This is a genomic window from Tellurirhabdus bombi (assembly GCF_021484805.1).
In the GTDB taxonomy this organism is placed as follows: Bacteria; Bacteroidota; Bacteroidia; order Cytophagales; family Spirosomataceae; genus Tellurirhabdus; species Tellurirhabdus bombi.
In genome coordinates this window covers 3,414,826-3,441,249 of the sequence record NZ_CP090557.1, presented here as the reverse complement: position 1 = coordinate 3,441,249, position 26,424 = coordinate 3,414,826, and the positions used below count along the sequence as shown (strand labels likewise).

The window sequence follows — 26,424 nt, the reverse complement described above, 5'->3', positions numbered from 1 at the left end:
CCTGCTTATAGCTTATAAAATCCTGGTTTCTTTAGCAATGTTGGCCAGAAAAAGCGTAGAAAAGAGCCAATTTTCCGCGTAAACTCCTTCTGATTATGAAGTTCCGAGAAAGGACCTCTCCCTTTTCGGATGTTGATGATCATTTTCCAGACAAAAATAACCGGCACCATGCTCAGGTAATGCAGAATGAGGACCAGGTACGCCCCCACGCCGTAGGATTTTCGGACCCAAAGCAGACAGGACATCTGCAACTGGGGCTTGAAGCGGTTGATCCACGTCATCTGGGCTTGCTGGTATTCCGGCGAGCTGCCGTATTCCAGGTGGACATAATACGCGTCCCGCAAGAGCAGAATCCGGCCTTGTTTCCAAAGCCGCCAGCCCCACTCAATGTCTTCGCCATACATGAAAAAATCGGGATCCAGCTTACCCGCCTTTTCGATGACCGTACGCCGCGTCATTACAAACGAGCCGGGGAGCCAGTCCACCTGGTTGGGATCGTCATACTTCCGCTCCGGCATGAAAAATTCAAGCAATCGGTCGAAAAAAGGAGTCGGAGGCAATACAAAGAAGAATTTCCGAATCTGATTAAAGCCGTTGTGGGCATCGTAATGCACTTTCCCCGCCCGATTGATTTGCATGGGGCTGACCGCCGCCACATCGGGTTGGGTATCCAGCAGCGTAACGCACCGCTTCAGGACATTATCGATCAGTAAAGTATCGGAATTAAGCAGTAAGATGAGCCGTCCACGGGCGGCGTCGATGCCTTTGTTGTTGGCGCGGGCAAAACCGGCGTTGTATCCCATTTCCAGCCAGCGCACCTCCGGAAAGGCTTCTAAGACGATTTCTTTGCTGTTATCGCCGGAATCGTTATCAACAACAATAACCTCGTAATGAACACCTTGGGTATATTCCCGAATTGACGTCAGACAATCAACAATCAATTTTGGTGTCTTGTAATTAACAATCAGGATGGATAAATCAATGGGGGGCAATGGCTGCATGCCCGCAAAAATAGGCTAAAAGAAAGAAAGGAGAAAAGGAAAGCCTCGTTCCTTCTCTCCGCTTGCGACTTTAATACAAGACCCACGTATCTTTTCCGCCGCCGCCCTGCGAGGAATTCACCACCAGCGATCCTTTCCGCAACGCCACCCGCGTCAGACCACCCGGAATTACGTTGATGCTGTCGCCGTAAAGAATATAAGGTCGTAAATCGACGTGTCGTCCTTCGGCGTGGTCGCCAATCAGGCACGGCACCCGTGACAGGGAGATGGTCGGCTGGGCAATGTAATTGCGCGGATTTTCGCGGATTTTCTGCCGGAATACGGCGTGATCGGCTTTGGTAGCCTGGGGACCGATGAGCATGCCGTACCCGCCCGCTTCGTTGGCTTCCTTGACCACCAGGTCCGCGATATTTTCCAGCACGTATTTGCAATCTTCTTCTTCCCGGCAAATGTACGTTTTCACATTCGGGATGATTGGCTCTTCGTTAAGGTAATATTTGATGATGCGGGGCACATACGCATAAATCACTTTATCATCGGCCACGCCCGTGCCCGGCGCATTGGCCAGCGCAACGCGCCCTTTTTTATAAACCTCAAAAATACCCGGAACCCCCAGCATCGAATCCGGATTGAAGACTTCCGGATCCAGAAACGTATCGTCGAGGCGGCGGTAAATCACATCCACCGTCTGAAAACCTTTGGTGGTCCGCATTTTCACATATCCCCCCGAAACAACCAGGTCACGAGCATCGACCAGTTCCACGCCCATCTGCTGGGCCAGGTAGGAATGCTCAAAATAAGCCGAGTTGTAAATCCCCGGCGTCAGCACCACCACCGTAGGGTCGGGTCGGCCGGCAATGTGCTGGAGCATTTGCAGCAGCCGCGTCGGATAATCCGAAATGGGCTGCACCCCCGTGCGGGCCAGTACTTCCGGAAAGGTCTGTTTTAGCAGTTCCCGGTTTTCGAGCATGTAGGACACCCCCGACGGGCAACGCAGGTTGTCTTCCAGGACCATGAACTGGCCATCATCGCCCCGAATTAAATCGGTTCCCGTAATGTGGCACCAGATTCCTTTGGGTGGTTTCAGGCCCAGGCAGGGTGGCAAGAAGCTTTTGCTCGATTCGATCAGATCGCGGGGAACAACGCCGTCATTCAGAATGTGCTGTTCATTATACACGTCGTCGATGAACATATTGATCGCCGTAATGCGCTGAATTAACCCTTGTTCGAGGCGTCTCCATTCGGCGGCAGCAATGATGCGCGGAATGATGTCAATCGGCATAATCCGCTCCGTCCCCTCCCCTTCTGAATACACATTAAAGGTAATTCCCATCGACATCAGCGCCCGTTCCGCCGCGTGCTGCCGACTCATCAACTCTTCCGACGACAGCTGCTCGACCCGTTGCCGAAGCACGTCGTATCCAGAGCGTACCTGGCCGTCGGCCGTAAACATTTCGTCAAAAAAAGCTTCCGTTTGATACGCACTAAATGAAAATGTAGCCGCTCCCTGCGTCTGCTGCTGTAAATTACCACCTTGAAATTGTCCCTGAAATTGCATCGCGGGTAATGATTTAGCAAAAATTATACGCCAATAAAGTTCTTTACCAAAATAAGATATGGCAAATAGCACAAATATCAGCTATAATCCCTCTATATTCCTGTATTGTTCATAGAATATATCGAAAGCTTACTATTCCACTCGATTTTCACCCACTGGATAGAGTTGTTCTGCGGATTCTTTGCTTTGCCCTTTCTTCGGCTATCTTTGTCGCTCCTACCCCTGATCTCTAAACCCATGATTTTGAAGGCTTGGCTGATGCTGTTGGTTGTATGGCTTGTGGCAGCGCAAACGGTGTCTGGCCAATACCTATCTGGAATCAGTTCGAGCAACTACGCCGGGACCAATGCGCTTTACCAGAATCCAGCCCAGGCTGCCGACTCCCGGTTTAAGGTCTACGTCAATCTGGCTACGGTCGATGCCTACCTCAACAATAGCTTTCTGAGTTGGAACGCGCCCTTTTCTTTTCTGTCTTTTGCTACCAACACGATTCCCAATCAATACCGCAATGAGCGGGGCCAGGTGCGGTGGAGCAAGAGTTACCTGCAGGAACGCCTGAACGGACGGCTCAAACAGCTCACCACCGGGGCGGACCTGCGTGGCCCTTCCCTGCTGATTAACCTCAATGAAGAATGGGGGCTTGGCCTCACAACGCGCGTGCGGAGCGGGGTTTCGTTTCGGAAAACATCCGAAGAGTTTGCCCGCGTGCTGCATTATTCGCCTCAAGTGGCGCAGCTGCTCAACCAGGGCAGCACCAGCCAGCAGGGATACGTCAACGGCAACGCCTATGCCGAATTAGCGGCCACACTCGGAAAAGTCCTGGTCGATAACGGCGAAGATTTCTGGAAAGCGGGGGTTACGCTAAAACGCGTCGTTGGTCTCTACAACGCCCATATCCACGTCGACGAAGCAACCCATACTCTTATTCGCGACCCGCAACGACGCGGCTTTACGGCCCTGGATTTTCCGACCATCCGGGGAGCGGTGGGCTACACCTCGCAGGAAGCCTTCGAAAACGCCAGCCCTAGCCCCGGCTGGCTGCTGGGCAACCAATCGGCTGGTGGCGGCTGGGGCCTTGATCTGGGAATTGTTTATGAGTACCGCCCCAACGCCCGCCGGTACCGCTACCGGGATCGGACCGGCAACCACAGCGACGGTTCCGTGAACAAATACAAATACCGCATTTCAGCCGCACTGCTGGATTTTGGAGCTATCCGCTACAAAAATCCCGCTTATGTCAACCAGTATGAGGTCGATGTACGCAACCGGCGGCTCACGCAGGGTTACTTCAATAACATCAAGAGCAGCGACGAAGCCGGCGAGCGACTGGTTAATTTTACGGGCGTACCGGAATCCGCACGCGGAACAAATTATCGGGCGGGTTTGCCAACGGCCTTAAACCTGAGCATCGACTACCAGGCAACCAACCGGCTTTACGTCAGTGGTTTGTGGACGCACAGCCTGGCTGGCGTTCGGTCGAAGGCCATGCAAACGCCTTCTATGGTTGGCGTGGTGCCCCGCTGGGAAAGCCGCTGGCTGGAAGTGTCGATGCCCGTGCTGCTGCAATCCAATTATTCGATGCTGACGGTGGGTCTGGCCGCTCGCCTGGGCCCTGTTTTTGTCGGCACCGACCATCTGGGTGGTCTGATCAATCTGGGCAACCCACGCGGGGTCAGCGTGTATGCCGGGGCGGGAATTCCGCTTTACCGAAAAGCACCCGGCGACCCCAATCCGTGCTGGGATCCCAATGGAAAGAAAAGTTTTTGGAATATCTTTAGACGAAAAAACTAACTGTCGTTATGAAATACCTGATTTATGCCCTGCTGCTGCTTGGTTTTGCTTCCTGCTCCCGAAAAATGACCTCCAGCCCACGGAACATGAACTCAGTTTCGGCCACTGCCAGCCAGCCGGAATAAAAAGATTATTTGACAAGCGGACTTGCCTTGCTAGTAACTTATGAAAAGGAAGTTTTTGTTGTTTGCTATGGCCGCCTGTTTCAACAGCATCTTTGGCTGCAAACAGGGTGTTACTGATCCGCTATCGCCCACAGAAATAGCCATCGTTCAAAATTCACTCGTAAAGAAAATAGATAAAAAAGAACTTGGCTGCGTAAGCTTTGACTATGATCAGGACTATAAAGTAACCCAAACCACTCATTGTCAGGCTCCCTTATCTTACCAAACTTACTCGTATAGAGATCAAACTGTTTTATTTACCTCTTACTACCTTGATACCTTGTTTTTGAACAAAAAGGGTTACGTTTCGAGGAGCAGGCATAACGGCAGCCGGCCTAGCTATTACCCTATCGGAACCTACGAATACAATGAAGAAGGATACTTGGTTAAAGAAGAGTCGTATCATTACGCAAGTCACCGTGAATCAGCCGCCTGGCTTACCTTTTACCATACGTATGCAGATGGGAACCGGGTTTCAACCCTGGTAAAATTTTTGCCGGATTATAAAACCGTAGCTGATAGCGCCCAAATCAATTACGAATACGATAAATCGAACTATAATCCCAACCTGCCCTATGAAGAGTACGATTTTTTCGGGGCAGAAAGCTTCTCTTCCTATTTTACCACATTTGGCAAACACGCCCATACCTTGTACGGTAAAACGAATAAAAACTTACTTAAAGCGGCTCACGTAACCGTTTTTCAACCCAGGTTTACCCATCGCTCATACGGCTATTTTTACGCGTACATTTTTGACGAAAAAAAGAGGCCTAAAACGCTGGAATTATCCCTGAAAATCGACGACGAATTAAGCTCCACCAGATACCACTGGGAATACGAGTATCTAGAAAGACAATGAACTAAGATTTGCCTTTCATGGAAAATCCACGTGAACAAACCGAACTTGGCCTGTTCACGTGGATTTTTATCCTCTTTTGGCCAATTACAAAATAAACTGGCTCAAATCCCGGTTTTGTACCAGGCCGTTCAGTTTCTCCTGCACCATCTCCTGGGTGATAATCACCTGCGAATCAGCGCCGATTACATCGGGAATATCGAACATGAAGTCGTTGAGTAAGTGGCTCACCACCGTCTGCAAACGCCGGGCACCGATGTTTTCCACTTCGGAATTAACCTGAAACGCAATCCGGGCAATTTCGCGCAGGGCACTGTCTTCAAACGTCAGCTCTACCTTTTCGGCTTCCATCATGGCCTCATACTGCTTCGTGAGCGCGTTTTTGGGCGTTTTCAGAATCTGGTAAAAATCCTCTTCCGACAGGCTTTGTAGCTCTACCCGAATGGGGAAACGGCCCTGTAGCTCGGGAATCAGGTCGCTGGGTTTGGAAACGTGGAAAGCACCCGCCGAAACGAACAGAATGTGGTCGGTGTTGATGACGCCGTATTTGGTATTGATGGCGCTGCCCTCCACAATCGGCAGCAGATCGCGCTGCACCCCTTCGCGACTCACGTCGGGCCCGCCGCCCGATCCGCCGCTGCGACCGGAAGCAATTTTGTCAATCTCGTCAATGAAGATGATGCCGGTATTTTCGGCCTTTCGGATCGCCTCTTCCTTTACCTCATCCATGTCAATCAGTTTGGCCGCCTCTTCTTCCAGCATAATTTTCTTGGCTTCTCCGATGGTCACTTTGCGTTTGCGTCCACGTCGGGGCATCATCCCGCCGATCATTTCCTGAATATTCATCATGGACAGATCATCGACGGAGCCGCCAATCATGCCGATATTGGGCGTTTGGGCCTGCTGTACCTCAATTTCAATTTTCCGGTCGTCCATCTCACCCGAACGGATTTTCTCGCGGAAACGCTCCCGTGTCCGTTCGTTCAGTTCTGCGTCCGAATCGGGCACATCCGTGTTGACCGCTTTGTGGCGGTCGTCCATCACAAAGCCCGGTCCGCTCGCCTGCTTGACGGGAGGAATCAGAATATCAAGAATATTGTCTTCTACCAGTTGCTGGGCCCGCACTTTCACTTCTTCTTTCTTGGCGGCCTTCACCATGTTGACCGATTGTTCGACCAGATCGCGCACCATGCTCTCTACGTCCCGCCCCACATACCCTACTTCGGTAAATTTAGATGCCTCTACTTTAATAAATGGCGCATCGGCTATTTTGGCCAGCCGCCGGGCAATTTCTGTCTTTCCAACCCCCGTCGCACCAATCATCAAAATATTATTGGGAACAATTTCACGCTGCATTTCCGGGGCGCTGTTCATGCGCCGCCAGCGATTCCGAAGGGCAATGGCTACGTTTCGTTTTGCTTCGTGTTGTCCGATAATGTATAAATCCAGTTCAGCAACAATCTGTCGTGGTGTTAAATCTTTCAGCGATTGGGTCATGTTTGTTACATTGAAATCATTTCCTGTAACAAATAAACGCACGAAAGCGGAATTGGTGCGAAGCTACCGTGTTTTTTTGGCTACCGGTCCTTAAAATCAAACCCGGAAGTACGTATTTCACTATTTTTTCCGCAGTACATAGCCTACTTTAAAACCAACAACCAGATCAGGATACGTACTGGATCCTGTACTCCGGAAACGATCAAAAGTCAAAATATCGCCCCGGTTCCAGCCAAAAAATTCCCCCTCGAAGACGGGCCGTTCAACCCAGATATGCCGTAGCCCCAGTCCAAAATAAAAATCGATCACAAACGGGCTCAACGGTTCGTTACGCAACGGCAACTGCCACCCCAATTTGACATAGCCCGCCGCAACGTGCCGTTGTTTGGGAGCATATACCTGCTCCCAATAACCACAGGTACCACCTTCACATCCTCGTCCCGCACTGGTGTATTCGTTCAGTTTCATTTGTTTGTAAAAACCCTCCACGGCAAAATACCTGCCCAGCGGGAAAGCCGGGTATCGCTCCGACCGGGGCCGCTTCCGCGAAGCAAGATACCAGCGCAATTCGCTACGCGTCCGCCACGTCTGCAAGCCCGGACGCGATTGCAGAAAGCGTCCGTACCCCGCCTCGGCCTGCCAGGAAAAAGCCCGGGCGAGCCGAACCTCCGCCCCGAACTGCACGGTTGGGTCAAAGTTCAGCAGGCCCATCGGCGAGAATTTCAGCACCACCCGGGACGCTTTGGCGTAGGCATCGTGGGCCAGCGTATCCTGCGCAAAGGCGGTCGAAAATGAAAAAAGAAAAAGGGCAATCGATAGTACTAGACGAATCATGAAGTGGAGAATAGCGCGTAAACGGGTCTTTTGACAGATTTGCTGGAATTACTGAACAATGGGCATGGAACTCAGCAATTCCAGCTTCAGCGGATTGGCGTAGCTATATTGAAAAATGCCGCTTTTACCCGTCACAATCAGGACTTTACTGCTGGGAATAACGTCATACGTTTGAATATCCGTAATAAACTGAACTTCCTGAATGGCGGTCGGATCAGTAACATCGAGTATCCGCAGCCCATGATCGCCTTCGCAGACAAACAGCAAATTGCCGTCGATGCCTAGTCCGTGGGGGTTTTTCATCGGATAGCTTTTCACCAGCTTGGGCTTGGTGAGGTTGCTGATGTCCACAACGTCGAGCGTATTCAGGTTGTTGTTGCGGCAGGTTGTTCCGCTGCGGAGCGTTATATAGGCATATTTTCCCTGGGCCACTACCGGATCACAGCTCTGAAAATGGTCGTAGAAGGACAGCTGTTGCGGGGATTGAGGTTGGGTAATGTCGAAAATATACATCCCGGTCTGGGTGCCGATAAACAGGTTTTGCTGATATGGGAAAATGGTTTCTACCCCAAAGCCCAGCGAAATTTTTGAACCCGCTTTCGGATTGCTGGTTTGGGAAATATCGTACGCCTGTAAGCTACTGTGTCCCACCGTATACAGCGTATTGCCCGCCACGGTGAAGCGCGCCATTGAACCGCCCGTTCCGGTGCCCGGCGACACGGAGTCTTTGCTGCTGAAATCCGCCGAGCAACTGCTCAGCAACGCACTCCCAATCAGGTAGGCTAGGTATTTTTTCATGGTCTGGAATGGGCTTAGGATTAACGGTAGCATTTAGCATTCTGAATCGTCGCCAGTTCCCAGCGAACCACATACCCTTTTTCTGGATCGGGGCACTCGAATTTAACGTTGCGCTCCGCCGGATGATAGGTAGCCGTAAATGAGTTTTCAATCCGTTTGCTCAGCCGAACACTGTGCGGATTGGAAATATCCAACGCCACCAGATCAATCGCGTTATCGGCATAGAGCGTATTGCCTTTCGCGGCCATGTCGTGATTTCCCGGAATGGAAATGAAGGCAATCGGTGCGGGATGAGCCGGGTCGGTATTATCCACCACATGGATCCCCCGTTCTAATTCGTTGATAAACAGAAACCGGTCTTTGATGTAAATCTTACCGGGCCGTTTCAGTGGCTGCGGCTCCAGGGTTTCAACTTTCCGAATATCCGAGTAGGGCGCGTAAACGGGCCGGTACGTAGGCCAGTTATCCGGCAGATCGGGTTCCGCCTGGGGCGTTGTGCAGGCATCGAGTCCCACAAAAAGGCCGAGCAAAACTACCCAGCTTCGTGTCCATATAAATTGCTTCATAGCGCGTTGCGTTTACCGGTAAGACACCCAAACGTTGCCGAGGGTTGGAGCCGTTTGATAAAAGCGTATAAAGTTTATTTATCAATGGTCATGGTCGGTCAATCCGTCGGGGCAAGCGCAAAAAAAAGCGTTTTATTCTGTGCCCATCCGATAGCTCTTGTGGTCGCAAAATAAAACGCTTCTAATGGTCCGAAAAACGCGTTCAGCCCGAGTTGAAACTTCCGTCCGCCCAACTGCGGCAAACGCCGGCTGAATTAGCTTAGTCGATTTCGACGTAATTGAGGTCTTTGCGGAAGGTTTCTTCCAGAAAGGCCAGGGCAATTAAGGCCAGGACAACTGTGAGGACACCGACGCCCAGGGCGCTGTATAACACCCCGAACTCCGTTTTTCCCCACAAAAACAGGGCAGTCAGCGGAATGACGGCACCCCGGACGAAATTCGGCACGGTAGTCGCCACCGTGGCCCGCAGGTTCGTCCCGAACAGTTCGGCGGCAATGGTCACGAACAAGGCCCAGTAACCGTTGGCGAATCCCAGAAAGATACAGACCAGATAAAACGTGTCGATATCTTTCAGCGGTACCAGCAGATAGACGGTCACAAAAACGAACGACAGCAGAATGAAACCCCGAATCGCTTTTTTCCGGCTTTGAAAATACTGACTCAGCAACCCACTGGCCACATCGCCAACGGCCTGACCCGCAAACGATAGCATCACCGCCTTGCCCGCCACCACGGGTTCCGAAAGCCCCATCGCCTGGCCAAATTCCGGTGAGAACGTGATCAGAATTCCGACGACAAACCAAATCGGCAGCCCGACCAGAATGCATTGCAGGTATTTCAGGAAGCGTGTTTTATTGCCAAATAGCATCCGCAGGTCGCCGCGCTTGACCTGCCGCTCCTTCACGACTTCAAAAATACGGGACTCGAATACATTGATCCGCATCACCAGCAAAAGCAGACCTAACCCGCCGCCAATGAAGTAGGAGTTTCGCCACTCGAAAAGGTCCGCGACAAAGTAGGCCATGATGGCGCCCAGAACCCCCATTGTGGCCACAATCGTAGTCCCGTACCCTCTGATTTTCTTGGGTAATACCTCAGTCACCAGCGTGATGCCCGCGCCCAGCTCGCCCGCCAGACCAACCCCGGCAATAAAACGCAACACGGCATATTGCTCCAGCGTGGTCACTAAACCGTTGCCAATATTAGCCAGCGAATAAATCAGGATGGACCCAAAAAGCACCGAGAGACGTCCGCGTTTATCGCCCAGTACACCCCAAAAAATACCGCCCAACAGCAATCCGGCCATCTGCATGTTAAGCAGCAGTACTCCGTCGGACAGAAGCCGGTCGGCAGGTACTCCCAGAGCTTTCAGGCTCGGCACCCGAACGACACTAAACAGAAAAAGATCATACATATCCACCAGATAACCCAGGGCGGCCACCATGACCGGCAGTTTGAAAAGCGCCTGGCTGGTGGATTGCTCAACTTGAGGATGCTCTACCATTTTTTAGGAAAGAAGGGTTAAGAAATCAGTGGTTGAGTTACACCTGCGTTGGTACCGTGTAAGGAGCGCGGTATTTTCGGCTCAGCATGGCGTTCGCTTCTTTGTCGCCGATGAATTCTTCTTTTTTCGGGTCGAATTTCAGGGTACGCCCCAGCCGGTAGGAAATATTCCCCAGGTGCGCGATGCCCGACGACAGGTGCGCCGTTTCGACGGGGCCGTTCAGCTTGGATTTATCCCGCGCCCGAACCGCTTCGATGAAATTCAGGTAGTGATCGCCCCCCGCTTTTCCCGACGGTCCCGGCTCACGGTCTTTCCCCAAAAAGGTTTTGTAGTCGTTGTAGCCATTGACCACCATATACCCTTTATCGCCGTAGAAAATATTGCCGATATCGACGCCATCTTCCTTGTTGGTCATCCACGGACGCACCTCAAACTGAATGACTTTTCCTTCTTTCGGGTAGTTATAGGTTGACGTCAAGACTTCGGGCGTTTCCTTGCAGTCGTTCCAGAGGTATTTTCCACCCGACGACGAGATGACTTCCGGCAGGCCCACGTCCAGCCCCCACATGCACATATCGGTTTCGTGAATTCCCTGATTGCCAATGTCTCCGTTGCCGTAATCCCAGAACCAGTGCCAGTTGTAATGGACGTAATTTTTACTGAAGTCCCGCGTCTTGGCCGGTCCCTGCCAGAGGTCCCAGCTCAAGCCATCGGGCACCGCCGACGGCCCCTGGTTGCCAATATCAGGCCGCCACTTGTAAACGATTCCGCGCGCCATGTAGACCTTGCCGATCAGCCCATTCCGCAGGTGCTTAACAGCTTCCTGAATGGCAGTAGAACTCCGCAGCTGAACGCCGTGCTGCACGATGCGTTTGTATTTATTGGCCGCCTCCACCATCTGCCGACCCTCGAACAGGTTGTGCGACCCGGGTTTCTCCACGTACACATCTTTCCCCGCCTGACAGGCCCAGATGGTTGCCAGAGCGTGCCAGTGGTTGGGCATGGCGATACTAACCGCATCAATGTTTTTATCGTCGTACACCTGGCGGAGGTCCTGGACCTGCTGTACTTTTTTACCGTGTTTTTTCTCGAATTCGGCGGCACGTTGAGCCAACACCACCTTATCGGCATCGCAGAGCGTCACGACCTCCACATTCGGCAGCCTGGAGTAGCCGTCGATGTGATTCTGGCCACGTCCATTAACGCCCAGCACGGCAACGCGCACCCGGTCGTTGGCCCCAAAGGCGTGGGCCGGAATGATCGTCGGTAAACCCAGCACGGCCAGCGAACCCGTGGCGGCGGTTTTCAGGAAATTTCGTCGGGAATCAGCTTGTTCTTTCATGATTAGATTTGGGTCTAGGAATGTAAAATTCGTTTATAAGCGAGGCAGGGTCATGCCTCCGTCAATCATAATCACCTGTCCCGTCGAATAGGGAAAATCGCCCCGCGCCAGCGCTGCTACAGCCCGACCCACGTCGTCGGGATAGCCCCAGCGTTTCTGGACACAAAGCCCTTCTTCGATCAGTTTATCGTATTTACCCGTTACGCCCGCCGTCATATCGGTGCGGATGATGCCGGGACGAACTTCGTACACCGGAATATCAAATTCACCGAGGCGCGCCGCAAACAACTGGGTCGTCATGCTCAGTCCGGCTTTCGCCACGCAATATTCGCCCCGGTTCACGGACGCCACCGTGGCCGAAACCGACGAAATCGTAATAATCGAGCCCACAAAGTCCGGTGCTGCCGCTTTTTGGGCAATCAGCCAGTTAGCCACCGCCTGCGTCAGAAAATAAGGTCCCTGCAAATTGGTCGTCAAGACGTATTCAAAGCTTTCTTCGGTCGCTTCCAGAATATCCCGGCGTTCTTTCGGAGCCACTCCCGCGTTATTGACCAGCACGTGCAATCGCCCGAAATGCGCCTTAATTTTGGCGAGCATCGCCTCCCTCGCCTCTTTTGACGCAATGTCGCCCGGGCAGTAAATCACCTCCGCGCCCAAAGCCCGCAGGTTTTGCAAGGCGTCGGTGATCAGCTCTTCCGAACGCATTCCGTTGATCGCCAGATCAAAGCCTTCTTTGGCCAAATATTCCGCAATGCCGTAGCCAATGCCCCGGCTTCCGCCCGTTACGAACGCGACTCGTTTCATAGCTCCTGAATATCGACCCAACACCGTTTTTCCCAGCTTTCAATGCCTTTTTCGGCCAGTTGAACCCCTTTGGCTCCTTCCCGCAAATCCCACGGAAACGGCTCATCCTTCACCACGTGCTTTAAAAACAGCTCCCACTGCACCTTGAAGGCGTTGTCGAACGGCTCCTGCTCCGGCACCTTCGCCCAGCCTTCAAAAAACTTGATGGGCTGCTCGATGTCCGGGTTCCAGACGGGTTTGGGCGTATTGCCGTAATGCTGGATGTAACACTCCCGCAGACCCGCCACCGCCGAGCCTTTCGTCCCGTCAACCTGCAACGTTAGCAGATCGTCGCGCCGCACTCGCACCGTCCACGACGAATTGAACTGCGCAATCACGCCGCCTTCGAGTTCGAACGTTGCGTAGGCCGCGTCATCCGCCGTGCAGACATACGGTTTGCCCTGTTCGTCGATGCGTTCGGGAATGTGTGTGGCACCCAAGCAGGAAACGGCTTTCACCTTGCCGAATACGTTGTCCAGCACATAGCGCCAGTGGCAGAGCATGTCTACAATGATTCCCCCGTCGTCTTCCTTGCGGTAATTCCAGGATGGACGCTGCGCCGGAATGGTGTGGCCTTCGAAAACCCAGTAGCCAAACTCACCGCGCACGGACAGAATCTCGCCAAAAAACCCGTTCTGAATCAGACGCTTCAGCTTCAGCAAGCCCGGTAACCAGAGCTTGTCCTGCACGACGCCATTTTTCAGGCCCGCCTCTTTGCAGAGATTGTATAATTCCAGCGCGACTTCCGTACTGACCGCCGTTGGTTTTTCGCAATAAACGTGTTTTCCGGCGAGCACGGCTTTCCGAACGCCCTCGGCCCGACGGCCCGTGGTTTGCGCGTCGAAATAAATGATGTTGTGCGGATCGGCCAGGGCTTCGTCCAGGTTGGTGGTCATTTTCTGCACACCTGACTGTTGACAAAGGGCCGCCAGCTTATCGGCGTTCCGGCCAACCAGAATCGGGTCGGGCATGATCACTTCGTCGGTACCCACTTTAACGCCACCCTGTTTGATGATGGCGGCAATGGAGCGTAGCAGGTGCTGGTTGGTGCCCATCCGGCCCGTTACGCCATTCATAATAATGCCTACTTTGTGTTCTTTCATGTGGGTTTTAGGAATGATTCAGGTATGCGTGTTTAATTTTTTCCAAAAATTGAGCTTGATCCTCAGACCAGTAGCGATTGGAGAATATTTCGACTTCATTAAAGTCGGTAAAGCCCGTAGCTTCCACCCAGCTCCGAATCTGCCGAATGTCGATGCAACCTTCGCCCATCAGTCCCCGGTCGTTCAGAAAATCGAGCGTGGGCGTTTTCCAGTCGCAGATGTGAAACGCGTAGAGATGGCCATTTCGACCGCAGCGCGCAATCTCCGCCTCCAGCGTTGGGTCCCACCACAGGTGGTAGACATCGACGGCCACCCCGACATGCGTCGAAGCCAGCTCTTCGGCCATGTCGTTGGCCTGCGCCAGCGTGTTGATGGCCGAGCGGTTGTCGGCATACATCGGATGCAATGGCTCAATGGCCAGTTTGACGCCAACGGCTTCGGCATGGGGCAGCAGGGCGGCAATCCCGTCCTGTATCTGCTTCCGCGACTCCGTTAAAGGTTGGCCCGGAGCGGCCCCGCAAACCAGCACGACGTGCGGCGCGCCCAGTTCGGCGGCTTCGTCGAGCGCGCGTCGGTTGTCGTCAATGGCGGCTTGGCGTCCCGCCGCGTCCGTGTGCGGGAAAAATCCACCGCGACAAAGCGATACCACGGACAGATTATGGTCCCGCAGCAATTGTCCGGTCTGGGCGATGTTCCGGTTCGCCAGCGCATCCCGCCAGACGGTAATGCCCCCGACACCCGCCTTGGCAAACTGTTCGGCGGCCACTTCGATGGGCCAGGGCTTGGTGGTGATGGTATGCACACACAGCCGAGACAGATCGTTGATCGGTTCTGCGCTCATCGGACGGCTCCAAAAAAGGTGTAATACGGTTCGTTTTTGATGACCCGCTGAAGGTAAAGTGCCACCTCTCGCGCGTGATAATCCCCCCACATACAAGACTCTCCGTACGGGATCTGGCTTTCTTCGGGCACGTAATCCCAGCCGTTAGGACGGTGGTAAATTGTGTGCAGCAGCAATCCCTGATGCGCCGAATCGGCGCTTAGGTAAGGCTCTTCCAGCAAGGTGTCCAGCACGGTTAAGCCCGCCTGCCAGTACCGCTGTCCGGCTTCGGTTTCGCCTTTATCACTCAGGTATTTTCCCAGGCGCAATAGCCCCTGCGCCCCGATGGCCGCGGCAGAGCTATCGACCGGCTCAAAGTCATTGAACGGCTCGGCGGGGCGGTCCAGGTAATCGCCCAATTTATGCAGGTTCGGCGCGCCCGTGTCCCAGTACGGAATGCCATTGATGGGCGTATGATCGATGTAAAAATCGCAGGTTGCTTTGGCGGCGCGGAGCATAAAGGCTTCCAGCGTTTCGCTGCCCCCATGCGCCTGAAGGCCCTTTTTATCCAGCGTATCCAGAAATTCGAGTTGCTCGGCAAAGCCGCACATGGCCCAGGCCAATCCCCGCGTCCAAGTCGTAAAGCCCGAATAACCCTGCTGTGAGTTGGGACAGCGGAAATTGCCGTCTTTGGTATTGAAAACGCTTTCGTGCGCCGTGCGGCCCCAAATGTCGTAGGAGTCACGCCCTTCGCCGTAGAAGACCGAATAGTCGGCGGTGGCTTTCATGTGCAGCAACGCGCGTTCGAGCAGATCAATTTTCACGTCGCCCTCGGCCTGAAATACGTGGCCCAACTGATGACTCAGCACCAGCGCCCGGCAGGAACGAATGGTATCGACAAAAAGCGAATGTGGCCCGTTGAACGAGTGAATAAATCCGGCGGGCGTTCCCGCTCCGTTTTTGATGGTGGTCCAGCGGCTGGCCTGCACCGCCCCGGAGATTTTCAGCGCCAGTTCGTAAAAGGCTTTCTCCCACTCGTTATGAGGTAGCTTCCCTTCGTGCATGAGCCGCAGCAGGTTGCCGTAGGTACTGACGTTGTTGAACCCGTGATCGTGCACGCCGATGTGGCTGACGTGGGGGGCCATCACCTCCACGGTTTTTTTCCGACCGGCTTCCAGAAAATAGGTATCGCCGGTGGCGTCAAATTGAAGAATGGACGACCCGTACTGAAAGCCCTGGGTCCACTCGGTCCAGCCCCGGGTGGTGTATTTTCCCTGGACGGTAAAAACGGGCGAGCCTTTGGAAAGATCGTACTCCTGGTCGATCAGGCGGATTTTTTGCGCGGATAGCTCCCAAAACCGTTGCAGTTTTGGACGAAGGTCTGCCGGTTGAATGGCATTATTAATCTGAATCATTAGACAGGTACTAGGTGATTAGGATACCTGTATAAAGGCATTTAGATTAAATAATTACTATTCAAAATTCGTATTATCAAATTATTAACTTCTACCCGATGCCCTGCACGTTCCAATTTGTATATGTGGGCCTTCTTTGAGGTGCTGACGTGGGCGCGAGGTGAAGACATTTAGGCTGCGGCTGTTAAAAAAACTGTCGTGTTTAATTTCCAACAGCTTTTGTAATGCTTCCTGCAACGCGCTATAGCCACAATAATTACACACTGGCCTTTGGGCGCGAAACCCCACTTTTAACGCTCCTTAACATAAACCCGTAAATTCTGATTATCAGGGCCGTATATGTTTCTGATCTGTGCCCATTGAAAAGAATTCTGAGCAAATTACAAATTTACGTGCTACTTTAGTTACCGCTATCCTTACATAATGAACATTGATAATGAGTACGATTAATGAAATTTTTGAATATCCTTCCTTAGTTAGTTATCTTTCGGGAGCTAGTAATTATTCGTGGGTATACTTCCGGGACGGCCGTAAAACGCTGATTAGCAAACCAATCAGCTATTTCGAAGCCCGGCTTCCTCAGTTTTTACGCATCCACAAAACGGCGCTGATAAATCCTACCTGTATTGATCACCTGGAAAATCCGCCGCGCCCTAAGATGGCCGGGAAAATGTATCTGTTCGATGGTACCGTGTTGCCCGTTAGCCGCCGCCGCTGGAATGACATTACCGCCCTGCTACGCTCCCAGGCTCTGGTAGAACTTCCAGTCGAGAATACCCTTTCTGACCAGCCTCCACAAGGCTCGTCGACGATCATCGCGGTCATGGACAGTGCTGAAGACTTTGTTTTGCTGCAAAAAATGGCCGAGAAAAAATGGCCCAACTATACGCTCCTTCCTTTTCAGAATGGATCTGTTTTACCGCGCGTTCTCCAGACCAATCCGGCTGATGATTTACCGGTGCTGGTTATTCTTGACGCCCGTACGGAAAAGACCGATCGGATGATTACGTTACGAGCCCTGAAGTCAGACCCGCGTTTGTGCGTGATTCCGGTTGTTTTGCTCGTTAATCAGGACACCAAGCAGGAAGTAGAGCAGGGCTACGAATGGCAGGCCAACTCAATTATTGCGCTGGGAAAAGTAAGTAGCCTGCTGGTACAGGCCGTGGATGAAACGTTGTACTATTGGTTGAATATGGCTTCGCTACCGCCTCTGGTCATGACCTAGAGGCCTACGTTTTATAGGTAGAATCGCATCTGGGGCAGTGTTACCGTTTCCCACCAGTAAGACCGGAGGCGCTGAAAGTAAATCAGCCAGTCCTGAAATGCAGTTGGCTTGATTAAATAAGACGCTCCACCGTATTGGTAGACTTGCCGAATATCCTCCGGGCTATTGGAAAAACTAAGCACGACCACGGGAATCTGGTTGAATGGTGCAGGCATGCTTTTGATTTGCTGCAAAAGCTGCCAGCCATTCTCGCGTTTGGGCAGGTATAAATCCAGCAAAATTAATTTGGGCAGTTCCCACTCCTGCAACGAGCCATCCTGTAAAAACCGCAGGGCTTCCTGCTCGGAATGAGCGTGCACTGTTTCTACTTCAGCCAAGCAGTGTTCCGCTGCCTTTTTCATTAGATTCCAATGATCGGGATTATCTTCCACGATCAACATTTTGGCATTACGCAGGTTACGTTTCAATGGAGTAATGGTTTTCGAGACGCTACAAATAGAGGCAATGGATTACCTACAAATATACTAAAACAATACCATCCATTTTGCTATTTATTTATAGCTATACCGCATAAATCAACTAGGTATCTATCTGTTGAAACTCGGCTTACCTATCCTTTTTTCTGTCAGACATGAACAATGAATCTCTTTTCGATCAACAATCTGCCCAGTTAGCCACCTTCTTTTTTGTCCGTCGGGAATCGCTTTTAAACCGATGGCGGCTGCTTTGTAACCAGGATGCAACGCTATTGACGGGTAAAAGTCTTTCCCGGGAAGAATTTAATGATCAGATCCCAACCCTTCTGACGATTTTTGACGTCTGGCTGCGGGGCCAGGAATCTTCTCTGAGCGCTTCTGAGAAGGCCAGTGAACACGGTATGCACCGTTGGCACAAAGGCTACGCCCTGGACGAATTGCTCACCGAGCTGGAATACCTACAGGATACCATTAAGGATGAAATTAAAGCGTATCTGCTGCAATACACAGACACCCAGCCGCAGGTCACAATTCAGGCTTTCGAGCAACTGCTTCGCCTGATTAATGAAATGGTCCGGGGTAGTGTCTGGCAGTACAACCAGCTTTATCAACTCCAGGCGGCCAGCCGCGCCGAAAGCCTGCAACATACGCTCGATGAGTTAAATACGTCCATACGCCAGCGTGGGGAGCACCTGCGGATGAGTACGCACGACCTTCGGGGCAGTTTCGGCACCATTGAAGGGGCGGTGGGCATGTTTGAATGGTCCGGGAAATCAGAGGAAGAACGGGAAGAAACATTGCAAATGCTGGTACGGGCCCTGGCCGCCTCCCGTTCTGTTTTGATGAATCTGACCGATCTGGCCCGGCTCGAAGCGGGGCAGGAAACGGTTCAGATCGAATCGTTTGACGTGGGGACTCTCCTGCGCGATTTCATTACGGGCATCCAACCCCTGGCCGAAGAGCGTAAATTGACCTTGACGCTGGACTGCCCGGAAACGTTGACGGTTGAAAGTGATCCGGTTTTGGTGCTGCGCATTATCCAGAATTTGGTTAATAATGCCCTGAAATACACCCCCAAGGGTTGGATTTCGGTTTCCGTCGCCTTTTACGATGAGTCGCACTGGACACTTAGCGTCCAGGACAGTGGCCCCGGCTTGACCAGTCAGGCGCTGGTTCAACTGGCGAGTAAACTGGATCCGTCGGCCGAGTCGTCGGCTACGCTTCTTCCCTTTGTAGCTGACACCCAAACGCGAATTCCAGCCCCGGCCTTAACGACCGAATCACCGACAATGCCCGATGGCGAGGGCATTGGTTTGATGATTGTCAAGCGGTTGTGCGAACTGCTTCATGCCAGCATGGATATTGAAACCCAGGCCGGAAAAGGAACGCTCTTTCGGATCAAACTCTTGCGCCGCACCCAGTCTAAATCATGAAAAAAGTGGGTTTAGTCCTGGGTTGCTGGTTGGTTTCCTTTTTCGCGTGTGGTCAGGCCAATCGGCTTTTGGATCATAATCAGATTGGTTGGTATCTCTATAATGGCGACCACGTCATTCATAAAAAATGGACCCTTCACACTGAATACCAGTGGCGGCGTATTGACTTTATTAAAACCTGGCAGCAATCTCTGGCGCGCCTGGGGTTCCTGTATAGCCTGACCGATCAGGCGCAGGTTGGTGGAGGCTACACGTTTTTCACCACGTACCCCTACGGTACTTTCCCCGTGGCCGACCTCGGCGTTCCAACTCCCGAACACCGCACCTACCAAGACGTGCAGTGGGACAATGAGTTGGGACGCCTCGCCTTGACGCACCGCCTCCGCCTGGAACAGCGCTGGTTGGGCCAACCAGCTTCGCGGGGCAATCGCCGGATAGCCGATTGGGAATACCAGAACCGCGCCCGTTACCAGCTTGAAGGTCGTTTTCCTTTACAGGGGCCTGCCATCGAAGACGGCGAGTTTTATCTTACGTTTCTGGACGAATTATTCATCAGCTTCGGAAAAAATGTGGGCCAGAATGTCTTTAATCAAAACCGGATTCTGGGCGGCGTTGGCTACCAGTTCCAGGATAGCTTCATGATCGAGCTGGGTTACCTGAATCAAATCACGCAACACGCTGACCCGGACCCGCTTACTGGAAAATCCGTTTTTGAGTTCAACAATGGCTTTCGGCTCAACGTTGTTTACAGCCTCGACTTCACCAAATAAACGACGGGACCGAAGCAGGAGACAGCCTTAATTTTCGGGATGGCATTGAATGAACGAACAGGATCATTCCTTGCTCAATGAGGCGCTGACGCTCCGAATCGGTGGGGCTTATGTTACGAAAGCCGTTGTTCCAGCTCAGCCAGGTGCTCTTCGGTAATGTCCAGATGGGTCACAAACCGAACCAGGTGCTTGCCAAACGTCACGGCCAGAATGCCTTTCTCGGCCAACTGAGCCACATAGTCCGCGGCCAGAATAGGCTCCGGCAATCTGAAAATAACAATATTGGTATCAATGGGATAGATCTCTTCGACCTCGGGCAACCGCTCCAGCATGGCCCCGATTTTCCGGGCGCGGGCGTGGTCCATTTTTAGCCGGTTTACGTGGTGATCCAGCGCATAGATGCCCGCTGCCGCCAGAAAACCCGCCTGGCGCCAGCCCCCGCCCATGAGTTTCCGAAAACGCCGGGCTTGCTTGATAAAGTCTTTTTTTCCGAGTAACAACGACCCCACCGGACAGCCCAACCCTTTCGACAGGCAAATGCTAACCGAATCGAACAGTTGTCCATACGCTTCCGGGCTTTCTCCGGTTTCTACGAGTGCGTTGAACAAACGAGCTCCATCCAGGTGCAGGCGCAGGTTATGCGCATCGCAGACTTGTTTGATGGCCGCAATTTCCGGAACGCTGTAGTAACAACCGCCTCCTTTATTGATGGTATTCTCCAGCGAAACAAGGCGGGTGGTTGGTTTATGAATGTCGTCCGGCTGGATATGATCACGCACCAGATCAGGCGTCAGCTTTCCTTTTACGCCCTGGGGCAAGCTCACCGACGCCAGCGCATTGACCGAAATCCCACCCCCTTCGTAGAGGTAAATATGTGACAGAACATCACAGATTACATCGTCACCCGGGCGGGTGTGCGTGCGAATCGCCAGCTGGTTGGTCATGGTGCCGGAGGGGCAGAACAGGGCGGCTTCCATCCCAAACAGGCGGGCCGCTTTTTCTTCCAGAGCATTCACGGTCGGGTCGTCGCCCAGCACGTCATCGCCCACTTCGGCATTAAACATGGCTTCCCGCATGGCGGGCGTTGGCTTGGTAATGGTATCGCTGCGTAAGTCGATTATCATTTGTTGAGAAGAACATTCTAGTAGGCCAAAGGTCGGAAAGTTTCGGAAAAGTTACCTACCAAAGCGGCTTGAAGAACTTGATTTTTCCCGTTCCCACAAAAAAAAGCCATGCCCAATCTGGGTATGGCTTTCCGTCAACTAAACAACAAATACTATTTCAATCCAAAATTTGAGATCCTGAATTCATCTCTACAACCGAATCCTAGCGTTGAAAGCAATTAAGTTTTCAACGCTTTCTTTCTGGCTCTCAGCTATAAAACTCAAATTGCCAAAGTTAAAGTTCATTACTCGTTCATTTTTCATGAATTACGCGGTAAAAGCGCCCTGGAAATCACTCCACTTAAGCTGGTTGGCCTTCCCTCATCGCTTATAGTCATTAGACGAAAAATAAAGCAAAAGTTACAGGGTCACTGACCAGAAAAATAGCCGCCGTTGACGCGTTAATGACGCAGTTCTTTTCGTCTTCATAAAAAAGGAAAGCGAACTTAACCGAAGCGCACCAATTTGAGTTATAGGAGCATACGTTTTTATGAATCAATGATAAACCCGACGACGCCTGTAAAAATTCTATACGCCTTATTGATTTTCTTTCTTATTCAAAGCGGAGGCAGCCCGAGCGCTCTGGCTCAGACAACCATTAACGTCACTCCCGACTCGGCCCGGAAAGAAGTAGTCGTTATGGGTATTTCGCTGGACACGCTTTTAAAACTACCTAAACCACAGGTAGATACAAATTACGTGGCTAGTTACTTTAACTTTCTGCATCTGCATGTAGTCTCCGAAAACCGCGATTATTTTCTGCGCTTGGTAGGCAATGGAAACCGGGCTATTTACCGGCCTAACGGAGCGAATGCCATTGGGCTGGGCGTCAGTTATTCGTGGCTCAATGTTGATCTGACCATTAGCCAGCCGTTTCAGCAACGCATCACGGAACGGGGCCGCACCCGGCAACTGGGCACCGACATCAGCTACAACGGTCGAAAGCTTTGGTTTACCACGAATCTTCGCCTGTATAAGGGCCTATACTTGAACAACCCGGAAATTATTGACCCCGACTGGTTTGACAAATACACTAATTACCCGCAACGGGGCGATATGCGGGGCCATTTGTGGTACAGCAATATTGCCTATGTTTTTAACAGCCAGCGTTTTGCCAACCCGAACCTCCTGCTTAATCGCGAGCGCCAGAAGAAAAGCGCGGGTTCGTTTCTGGTGGGCGCCAGTTTTGCCTTTACCCAGATTCGTGGCAACTCGCCGCTGTTTCCCGCCATAACTCCGCCCCTTTTTGGCGATGCGGCCAGCCTCATTCGCGTGCGGTCGGTTAGCTACAGCCTTAATGCGGGCTACGTGCAGACCTTTGTTTTTCGCAAGTACTTTTACACCACACTGCAATTGCTGCCGGGGGTTGCGCTCCGCCGAACCAGTAACCTCGACCTGAACCAAACTCGCCAGAAACTACCTTTCCGCTCAGGGATTCTGGGCGACACACGCGCCATCCTGGGTTATAACGACGACAAATTTTACGGCAGTCTCGTTTATTCTGTCATCTTTTCATCCAGCAGCCTCACAACCAGCAATGACTTACGGAGCTACTACACGTACTTTCGGCTGATGGTTGGCAAACGGTTTTCCTACAAGCCCAAAGGCTTTCTCAGACGCATTCCTGGTTTCCAATAGATCGTCCGGCAAACCAACATCCTTTCTTTTTCTTAACGTCTGTTAAACAGGCTTTTTCGGTTTACAACTAGCTCAAATACCGCTAAAATATTTTCCTATTCTGTTAAATGCCAGTCATTTATGGAATAATTTTTATTCGTACAAGTTTCTTTCATATTTAAAAACGATGTATTTTTATTCATAAACTCAGTGTCAATTTTTACATCAATCTATAAGCTCGTTTTATGAAGCACATCTCCTCTATCTATCTAAAATTCTGTTGCCTTATTTTATGCTTGAGCTGCACTTTGCTTGCCCAAGCACAGACCCCACTAGCGGCCAATGGGCGGTTGAAGGTGGTTAATCGACAACTCACCAACGAATCGGGCAAGGCCATTCAGCTGCGTGGCATGAGTTCGCACGGCCTGCAATGGTTCGACCAGTGTTACACCCAGGCTTCGGTTCAGGCCTTGGCTACTGACTGGGGCATCGATCTGTTCCGGGCGGCCATGTACGTTGATGAAGGTGGCTACCTGAATAATCAGAGCGGTTTGCGCGCCAAAATCAATCAAATCGTGGACTGGACCGAACAGGCGGGCGTTTACTGCATCATCGACTGGCACGTGCTGAACCCCGGCAATCCCAACGAACGGCTTTCCTACGCCATTGACTTTTTCCGGACGATGGCCCAGACGCACGCCAACAAAAAACACGTGATTTACGAAATCTGCAACGAGCCCAACGGCGTGAGCTGGAGCCAGATCAAAAGTTACGCCGAGCAGGTGATTCCGGTGATTCGGCAATATGCGCCCGACGCGATTATTCTGGTGGGAACACCCAACTGGTGCCAGCGCCCGCAGGACGTGCTGCCCGATCCGCTGACGGGTGCTAACGCCCACAACATCATGTACACGTTCCACTACTACGCCGCGTCGCATTTTTTCCAGAACGATATACGCTCGGTGGTCAATTCGTTGCCCTTGTTCTGTAGCGAATGGGGCACTTCCACGTATTCCGGCGGCGGCAGCCTCGATTTCAACAACGGGCAAAACTGGCTGGATCTGATGGCGGGGCAAAACCCGGCGGGACAGAAAATTAGCTGGTGCAACTGGACGTTTTCCGACGCGGGCGAATCGTCAGCGGGGCTTAATTCGGGCGCTTGTAACGCGCAGCAATGGAACAATACCAGCCCTTCCGGCACCTGGGTTAAGCAAAAAATCCTGAATCCAGCCGACGATTTTGGCCCAGTGGTGCCTTCGGTGGCGATTACGAGTCCTACCCACAACAGCACGGTTGCCATCGGTACGAACCTGATCATCAATGCCAACGTCAGTAATGCAACCGCCACCAAAGTGGAGTTTTACAACGGAGCGACTAAGTTAGGCGAAGACGCCACCGCCCCGTATTCGTGGACCATTTCGGCTATTCAGCAAGGAACGTACACATTAACTGTCAAAGCATTACGGAGCAGCGGCGAGCCCTTGACTTCCTCAGTGGTACAGGTTACCGCCGCCCCGGCTCCCAACCAGTTACCAACGGTCAGTTTGACGGTTCCGGCCAATAACTCGTCTTTTCCGCTCCCGGCAACGATTAATCTGGCGGCCAACGCCAATGATTCAGACGGCAGCATCGTGAAGGTGGAATTCTATAATGGAAACACAAAATTGGGCGAAGACCTCACGGCCCCTTACACGTTTGCCTGGTCCGGTATGGCGGCGGGTACGTATGCGCTTACGGCAAAGGCTTACGACAACCAAAACGCGGTTACCACGTCCGGATCCATCACCGTGATTGTCTATAATGCTGGCGATCCAGATCCAACAGCCGATCTGATTGGACCCAACTGCGTCTTTGCCAATACGACGCAGGTTTTCGAAGTAAATGCCAGCAAACTGGCTAACGCAACGAATTTTTCGTGGTGGTGCACCGGCTCAACACAGAGCGTTACGGCGATTCAGCCCGGTAAAGTAAGCATTAATTTTGGGCCGCATTTTACCGGCGGACAGGTTTGCGTAGGTATCAACTATTCAGCGGCTCCCTGGTATACCCAATACTGCAAAACCGTGACCGTTTGCCCCGGTACGCCAACAACGCCAACCAACCAGGCACCGAGCGTGAGCTTAACCACGCCCGTCAACAATGCTACCTACACCGCTCCGGCCACGGTTGCCCTTGCCGCCAATGCCAGCGATTCAGATGGCAGCATCGCGAAAGTGGAATTTTACAACGGAAACACAAAATTGGGTGAAGACCTGACGGCTCCATATCAGTTTAGTTGGACGAGTGTGGGTGTGGGAAGTTATAGCTTAAAAGCCATCGCAACGGATAATTCAGGAGCAACCGCCACGTCGGCTCTGGTCAATATTACGGTCAATGCACCGGCTCCGGTTAATCAGGCGCCCACGGTTAGCCTGACCAGCCCCACCAACAGTGCTACGTTCACAGCTCCGGCCACGGTCAACCTGGCCGCTAACGCCAGCGATTCGGATGGCAGCATTGCGAAAGTGGAGTTTTACAACGGAAACACAAAACTAGGCGAGGCAACCGCCGCGCCTTATCAGTTTAGCTGGTCAAGCGTGGGAACCGGCAGCTATTCACTCAAAGCTGTCGCGACCGACAATGGGGGAGCAAAAACAGAATCAGGTACGGTAACGATCACGGTTAAAACGACTACTCCGCCGCCAACCAATCCAACCGCCGACCTGATTGGCCCGGACTGCGTGAGCAAAAATGCCGTACAAACGTTCGAACTAAATGCCAGCAAGTTAACCAATGCGACGAACTTCTCGTGGTGGTGCACCGGTTCGACGCAAAGCATCACGGCGGTGCAACCGGGCAAGGCGAGTATCAATTTCGGCCCGTGGTTTACCGGCGGGCAGGTTTGCGTGGGCGTTAACTACTCGGCGGCTCCGTGGTACGCGCAATACTGCAAATCGATCGCCGTGTGCGGCAGCGCCCGTGTGGGTATCAGCGCGGAAGAACGTAGCGGCACAGGCGTCGTTTTCCCGAGTCCAAGCAGCGAAAGCTTCACGTTTGTAGCCCCCAAAGAGGTGAAGCAATTAACCGTCAACGACTTGTCAGGCCGCGAATGGTTACGCTTCGGAGCGCAAGCCAGCGGCCAGCGCCTTACATTCGGAGAGCGACTCTCCCCCGACACCTATCTTATTCAGATTCAATACACCGACAAAACCCAGCAGGTCATCAAAGTCCTGAAAGTGGGACGGTAATTTTCTCTGTATGTTCTGAAAGAAGTGACTGGCCGTCGGCCAGTCACTTCTTTTTTTATTCGGCTTTCTTCACCAGCCGATTCCATTCTGGGTGGCGTTCCAGAAAGTCGATCACGAAGCCGCAACGTGGTACAACTTTCAGATTATGCTGTTCGGCATAGTCAAAAACGCCTTCCACTAGTTTTGAGCCGATGCCCCGCCCTTCCAGGCTTTCCGGCACTTCCGTATGCGTTAACACGAGCGTCTGCTTGTCGCCCCAGCGGTATTCCAAAATAGCCAGATGGCCCTCAACCGACCATTCAAAGCGCTGAATTTCTGTGTTATTTTCAATCCTTACGTCCTTCATTTTATGCATAAAGCACCCTGATCTGGAATAAACGAATTTGTTTATTCGGTAGGCGCTTACGGGCAAAATAGCACC

22 protein-coding genes are annotated in these 26,424 nt (G+C 52.2%); 7 read left to right on the top strand and 15 right to left on the bottom strand.

Annotated elements, in window-relative coordinates; all coding sequences use genetic code 11:
• Positions 1-5 precede the first annotated feature (5 nt).
• Together L0Y31_RS14655 and L0Y31_RS14650 are read right to left on the bottom strand one after the other, a co-directional pair.
• The gene (locus tag L0Y31_RS14655) at positions 6-1,001 is read right to left on the bottom strand and encodes a glycosyltransferase family 2 protein (RefSeq protein WP_234733824.1); all 996 of its coding nucleotides are present in this window, start codon (positions 999-1,001) and stop codon (positions 6-8) included.
• Positions 1,002-1,071: 70 nt separating this feature from the next.
• Positions 1,072-2,559, bottom strand: coding sequence for a circularly permuted type 2 ATP-grasp protein (locus L0Y31_RS14650; RefSeq protein WP_407084036.1), 1,488 nt, complete (start codon positions 2,557-2,559; stop codon positions 1,072-1,074).
• A 237-nt stretch (positions 2,560-2,796) separates the two neighbouring features.
• Here L0Y31_RS14650 and L0Y31_RS14645 point away from each other — a divergent pair, with 237 nt between their 5' ends.
• Positions 2,797-4,350, top strand: coding sequence for a DUF5723 family protein (locus L0Y31_RS14645; RefSeq protein WP_234733823.1), 1,554 nt, complete (start codon positions 2,797-2,799; stop codon positions 4,348-4,350).
• Positions 4,351-4,515: 165 nt separating this feature from the next.
• Positions 4,516-5,373: a hypothetical protein gene (locus tag L0Y31_RS14640; protein WP_234733822.1), complete on the top strand. Its 858-nt coding sequence runs from the start codon at positions 4,516-4,518 to the stop codon at positions 5,371-5,373.
• A gap of 84 nt (positions 5,374-5,457) precedes the next feature.
• Here L0Y31_RS14640 and hslU read toward each other — a convergent pair whose 3' ends face one another.
• The 10 genes from hslU to L0Y31_RS14590 all read right to left on the bottom strand — a co-directional run bounded on the left by hslU (position 5,458) and on the right by L0Y31_RS14590 (position 16,092).
• A complete protein-coding gene (gene hslU, locus L0Y31_RS14635) occupies positions 5,458-6,867 on the bottom strand; it encodes an ATP-dependent protease ATPase subunit HslU (RefSeq protein ID WP_234733821.1) in 1,410 nt (469 codons plus the stop codon).
• A gap of 120 nt (positions 6,868-6,987) precedes the next feature.
• On the bottom strand, positions 6,988-7,701 hold the full coding sequence (locus tag L0Y31_RS14630; protein ID WP_234733820.1) for a hypothetical protein: 714 nt from the start codon (positions 7,699-7,701) through the stop codon (positions 6,988-6,990).
• Between the two features lie 48 nt (positions 7,702-7,749).
• Entirely contained in the window at positions 7,750-8,499 is a 750-nt protein-coding gene (locus L0Y31_RS14625; protein WP_234733819.1) for an LVIVD repeat-containing protein, read from the bottom strand.
• 20 nt (positions 8,500-8,519) lie between these two features.
• Entirely contained in the window at positions 8,520-9,065 is a 546-nt protein-coding gene (locus tag L0Y31_RS14620) for an LVIVD repeat-containing protein (protein ID WP_234733818.1), read from the bottom strand.
• Positions 9,066-9,324: 259 nt separating this feature from the next.
• Positions 9,325-10,569 carry an MFS transporter gene (locus tag L0Y31_RS14615; protein WP_234733817.1) on the bottom strand — a complete coding sequence of 415 codons (1,245 nt, stop codon included), beginning with the start codon at positions 10,567-10,569 and terminating at the stop codon, positions 9,325-9,327.
• A 37-nt stretch (positions 10,570-10,606) separates the two neighbouring features.
• Positions 10,607-11,911 (bottom strand): Gfo/Idh/MocA family oxidoreductase, encoded by a 1,305-nt coding sequence (locus tag L0Y31_RS14610; protein WP_234733816.1) that lies wholly within the window; start codon positions 11,909-11,911, stop codon positions 10,607-10,609.
• A gap of 33 nt (positions 11,912-11,944) precedes the next feature.
• Positions 11,945-12,715, bottom strand: coding sequence for a 3-ketoacyl-ACP reductase (locus tag L0Y31_RS14605; protein WP_234733815.1), 771 nt, complete (start codon positions 12,713-12,715; stop codon positions 11,945-11,947).
• On the bottom strand, positions 12,712-13,857 hold the full coding sequence (locus L0Y31_RS14600) for a Gfo/Idh/MocA family protein (protein WP_234733814.1): 1,146 nt from the start codon (positions 13,855-13,857) through the stop codon (positions 12,712-12,714). The genes L0Y31_RS14605 and L0Y31_RS14600 overlap by 4 nt, the downstream gene beginning before the upstream one ends.
• 7 nt (positions 13,858-13,864) lie before the next feature.
• On the bottom strand, positions 13,865-14,698 hold the full coding sequence (locus L0Y31_RS14595; protein ID WP_234733813.1) for a sugar phosphate isomerase/epimerase family protein: 834 nt from the start codon (positions 14,696-14,698) through the stop codon (positions 13,865-13,867).
• On the bottom strand, positions 14,695-16,092 hold the full coding sequence (locus L0Y31_RS14590) for a glycosyl hydrolase (protein ID WP_234733812.1): 1,398 nt from the start codon (positions 16,090-16,092) through the stop codon (positions 14,695-14,697). Before L0Y31_RS14590 ends, L0Y31_RS14595 begins: the two co-directional genes overlap by 4 nt.
• A 436-nt stretch (positions 16,093-16,528) precedes the next feature.
• Here L0Y31_RS14590 and L0Y31_RS14585 point away from each other — a divergent pair, with 436 nt between their 5' ends.
• Positions 16,529-17,317, top strand: coding sequence for a response regulator transcription factor (locus L0Y31_RS14585; protein WP_234733811.1), 789 nt, complete (start codon positions 16,529-16,531; stop codon positions 17,315-17,317).
• An 11-nt stretch (positions 17,318-17,328) separates the two neighbouring features.
• Here the strand turns inward: L0Y31_RS14585 and L0Y31_RS14580 are convergent, their stop codons facing one another.
• Positions 17,329-17,784 (bottom strand): response regulator, encoded by a 456-nt coding sequence (locus tag L0Y31_RS14580; protein ID WP_234733810.1) that lies wholly within the window; start codon positions 17,782-17,784, stop codon positions 17,329-17,331.
• A gap of 164 nt (positions 17,785-17,948) precedes the next feature.
• Here L0Y31_RS14580 and L0Y31_RS14575 point away from each other — a divergent pair, with 164 nt between their 5' ends.
• The gene (locus L0Y31_RS14575; protein WP_234733809.1) at positions 17,949-19,226 is read left to right on the top strand and encodes a sensor histidine kinase; all 1,278 of its coding nucleotides are present in this window, start codon (positions 17,949-17,951) and stop codon (positions 19,224-19,226) included.
• The gene (locus L0Y31_RS14570) at positions 19,223-19,996 is read left to right on the top strand and encodes a DUF2490 domain-containing protein (RefSeq protein ID WP_234733808.1); all 774 of its coding nucleotides are present in this window, start codon (positions 19,223-19,225) and stop codon (positions 19,994-19,996) included. The genes L0Y31_RS14575 and L0Y31_RS14570 overlap by 4 nt, the downstream gene beginning before the upstream one ends.
• Before the next feature lie 113 nt (positions 19,997-20,109).
• Here L0Y31_RS14570 and L0Y31_RS14565 read toward each other — a convergent pair whose 3' ends face one another.
• Positions 20,110-21,120, bottom strand: a complete 1,011-nt coding sequence (locus tag L0Y31_RS14565) for a threonine aldolase family protein (RefSeq protein WP_234733807.1) — start codon at positions 21,118-21,120, stop codon at positions 20,110-20,112.
• 537 nt (positions 21,121-21,657) lie between these two features.
• Between L0Y31_RS14565 and L0Y31_RS14560 the strand changes: the two genes are divergently transcribed.
• A complete protein-coding gene (locus L0Y31_RS14560) occupies positions 21,658-22,797 on the top strand; it encodes a DUF4421 family protein (RefSeq protein WP_234733806.1) in 1,140 nt (379 codons plus the stop codon).
• A gap of 287 nt (positions 22,798-23,084) precedes the next feature.
• Positions 23,085-26,003, top strand: a complete 2,919-nt coding sequence (locus L0Y31_RS14555; RefSeq protein WP_234733805.1) for an Ig-like domain-containing protein — start codon at positions 23,085-23,087, stop codon at positions 26,001-26,003.
• A gap of 55 nt (positions 26,004-26,058) precedes the next feature.
• Here the strand turns inward: L0Y31_RS14555 and L0Y31_RS14550 are convergent, their stop codons facing one another.
• On the bottom strand, positions 26,059-26,349 hold the full coding sequence (locus L0Y31_RS14550) for a GNAT family N-acetyltransferase (RefSeq protein ID WP_234733804.1): 291 nt from the start codon (positions 26,347-26,349) through the stop codon (positions 26,059-26,061).
• Between the last annotated feature and the right edge of the window lie 75 nt (positions 26,350-26,424).